Raw genomic sequence first — 3679 nt, 5'->3', positions numbered from 1 at the left:
CTTTGGAATTTAGGTGATGGTTCTACTATTACTACTCCAAATGCATCTCGCACCTATACCATAAAGGGTAATTATAAAGTTACTTTGAACGTGAGCACACCTTTTGGTTGCAAAGATTCAGCTTATTACACCATGAAAGTTTTGGCCAATCCATCTGCAATTACAATCTCTGGTCCTAATACGGCAGCCAACGGCAGTACCCAAATTTACAGTGTTACAGCTACACCGGGTTCAACTTATAATTGGTTAGCAACAAATGGAACTGTATTGTCTAACGGAGCGGATAGAATTCAAATTAGATGGAATGCTGCAGGAACTACAGGTGTAATTTCAGTTACAGAAACTGGTGAAAACGGATGCCAGGGAAATCCGGCTAATTATAATGTGACTCTTTCTCCTACAAACAGTGCTTATAACCTATCGCGAAATGCGTTTGCTGCTAATCTTTATCCAAATCCTAGTACCAGTAACTTTACAATCGAAGTAGGTACAGGCGATATGGTAAATCTGAGCGTTTATGATCAATTAGGACGAGAAGTTATGGGTGGAAAACGCTTTAGCACATCCATAACCGTAAGTGATCACAATCTTGCATCAGGAATATATACGGTAAAATTGGTAACTGATAAAGGACGAACTACTATTTTAAGATTTGAGGTTAAAAACTAAAATTTTAAAACATTTATAAAAAAAATCCCGGAGCAATTGTTCCGGGATTTTTTTTGTCATTTTTTGTGATATGAGAATTATATTTAGTATTAGAATAAAAAAATTATGAACAAAACCATTACACTTAAATAATTTTAATGGTTTTTTTTATCCAAGGCACAAAAGATTAGTTACACCACTTATTTTTATGATCCAATAAAGTTAACAAACCACTAGCTTTTTTTAGATTCAGTGACAAGGTTCCTGCAAAAAAATACAAAACATATAGTTTAAGAGGTGGATTAATGATATACAGAAATACTATTATCGGAAATAAAGATAACCCATTTAGATCTTTCAATACAATAATTTAACTTTTGATATTGAGGATACAAAGAGATCCAATGTGGTTATAGAGTAGGTTGGGAGTGCGAGGAAAATGGAACACTTACATGTTTTGAAATGGGTAATCGTCCCGTATTTAATGGTACATCTATGCTGTTTAACTATGTAATGTTAACTTTTGGATTTAGAATTTACGGTAAAGAAAATTTTATTTTTACCGATAACAGAGACGAAAAAAAGAAATAAAAGGGTAGATATGCTTTAACAAAAAATACAAAAACTTTAAAGCTTTTGGATTTTTTTTTTTAAAACCGACACTATCCTCTAAACTGTGTAAGTTAAAAAGTTGATGGTTTTTACCATTTTAATCTATTTTCAAAAATAATTAAAAATTGATTAAAGATTATTCCCCAATCTCTGATTGGCATGCTCCATTTTTTTGTAGCCTCCCTAACTGCCAGATAAGTTGATTTCAGAACTGCATCATCAGTAGGGTAAGAGAGTTTGTTTTTGGTATATTTTCTAATTTTTCCATTTAAATTTTCAATCAAATTTGTAGTGTAAATTATTTTTCTGATTTCAAGAGGGAACTCAAAAAAAGCAGTCAGGTTTTCCCAATTATTCTCCCAGCTTTTAACAGCATAAGCATATTTGCTGGACCATTTTGCAGAGAAATCGCTTAGAGCAGCTTTAGCTCCCTCTTTTGTAGGGGCGTTATAAATTTCTTTCATATCTTTTGCAAACTCCTTTTTATCCTTCCACACAACGTATTTTGAAGCATTTCGTATTTGATGGACAACACAGATTTGGGTTGTAGAATTAGGGAAAATGGTTTTTATCGTGTCGGTAAACCCGTTCAGATTATCAGTAGCGGTAATTAAAATATCCTCAACTCCTCTGGCTTTGATGTCAGTAAGAACACTCATCCAAAAAGCAGCTGACTCATTTTTGCCAAGCCATAAACCCAATACTTCTTTTAGTCCATCCATGCGTAAGCCCACGGCAATGTAAATGGTTTTATTAATCACTTTTGAGTTTTCCCGTACTTTAAAAACAATACCATCCATCCAGATTATAAGATATACCGATTCTAATGGCCTGTTTTGCCAGGCAATAATATCATTGCTAACCCTGTCTGTAATTCTTGAAATAGTGGAAGTAGAAACATCAAAATTGTACACCTCCCTTATTTGCTCTTCAATATCGCTGTTTGACATTCCTTTGGCATAAAGTGATATGATGACGTTTTCAATACCATCAACAATGCTTTTCCTCTTTGGTATTAGCATTGGATTAAAGGAGGAATCACGATCTCTGGGAATACTTATTTCTATTTGACCCAATGATGTCTTGACCTTCTTTGTTGAATGACCATTACGGTAATTGGATCCTTCGGACGTTTGATGTTTTTCGTAGCCCAAATGTGCATCAAGCTCTCCCTCGATTAGCTGTTCTAATCCTCTTTTTTGAATCTGACTCAAAAAATCATTTAACTCTTGACCTGAATTAAATTGCTTAAAAAAATCGCTGTTTAATAGTTCTTCTTTTTTCATTTTAGCGTGTTAAAGTTAATAAAAAAGTTATTTCCGAAAATTTTTTTGACCTTTTTATAGGAGGTCAAAAATTTTCAGAATAACTTTTTAACTTACACACTTAGTGAGATACTACCTTAAAATTTAATCTTCATTTACTTGTTCTGTTAGTAGGGTATTGTTATTGCAACTATGAAGAACCTCATTTCAATTCTTACCTTATTTGTTTTCTTTTCCTGCGGCAATCGTGCTGCCGAAACAACGAATGAAGCCGCTTATGATATGGCTCCTGCTGCAGTTACGGAAGAAGTTAAAACGTCATCAGATGGATTTTCGGGCGGTGATGTAAGTGGGGCAAAAGAGGAACCTGAGGATAAAACAAAGGCAGATTTAACGGCTACTTCCCAAAAGCTTATAAAAACTGGCTTTTTAACGATAGAGGTTGAAAATTATAAGGAAAGCCGCAAAAAAATAAAGGATTTGGTAATAAAAAGTGGTGGGTATTTGGGCAATGAGTCTGAAACCAATGAAACCTACCGAATTTCGAACGAGCTAACCATTCGCATTCCGGCCAAGGCTTTTGATCAAATGATGGAAGGTTTAATGGCTGAGGGAATAAAAACCGATAGCAAACGCATAGAAGTGCAGGATGTAGGGGAAGAATATGCAGACCTTACTGCCAGAATTGAAGCCAAAAAAGCGGTAGAGAAACGTTATCTTGAAATACTGAACAAGGCTAATAAAATTAGTGATATTTTAGAGGTTGAAGAAAAGCTTAGGGTAATAGGCGAGGAAACAGAAGCAGCTCAGGGTAGAGTAAAATATTTGGAAAGTCAGGTTTCATACAGCACTATTCATCTAAGTTTTTATAAAACATTGGATGCCAATTATACTCCCCCATCAGGCCCCGGTTTTTTTAGCCGCATTTGGGAAGGACTAGCCAGAGGTTGGGAAAATGCATTAAGTTTTATAGTGGGTGTGGCCTATTTTTGGCCATTTTGGTTGGTTGTGGTTTTAGTTTATTATTGGTTTCGCAAACGCCATATTTGGCCATTTCGCAAAAAGCAATCCTCTAAAATCCCTAATTCGTAACGCCCAATTCCAGATTATTTATAGCAGCAATGCCGGGCAATTCTTTGCCTTCAAAATATTCT

At 35.0% G+C, this 3679-nt stretch carries 3 protein-coding genes; 2 read left to right on the top strand and 1 reads right to left on the bottom strand.

Annotation, left to right across the window (positions count from 1 at the left end):
- Positions 1-669, top strand: a 669-nt coding sequence (locus tag ACIQ2J_RS14730) for a T9SS type A sorting domain-containing protein (protein WP_396171241.1), incomplete at its 5' end; no start/stop codon positions are given.
- Positions 670-1349: 680 nt separating this feature from the next.
- On the opposite strand, the gene ACIQ2J_RS14725 is transcribed toward ACIQ2J_RS14730, so the two are convergent.
- Positions 1350-2546, bottom strand: a complete 1197-nt coding sequence (locus tag ACIQ2J_RS14725; RefSeq protein WP_396171239.1) for an IS256 family transposase — start codon at positions 2544-2546, stop codon at positions 1350-1352.
- 171 nt (positions 2547-2717) lie between these two features.
- On the opposite strand from ACIQ2J_RS14725, the gene ACIQ2J_RS14720 reads away from it, so the two are divergent.
- Positions 2718-3617, top strand: a complete 900-nt coding sequence (locus ACIQ2J_RS14720) for a DUF4349 domain-containing protein (RefSeq protein ID WP_396171237.1) — start codon at positions 2718-2720, stop codon at positions 3615-3617.
- Positions 3618-3679: the final 62 nt, after the last annotated feature.

This window comes from Flavobacterium sp. (genome assembly GCF_044357305.1).
Lineage (GTDB): Bacteria > Bacteroidota > Bacteroidia > Flavobacteriales > Flavobacteriaceae > Flavobacterium.
This window is presented reverse-complemented; position numbering and strand designations above follow the sequence as displayed.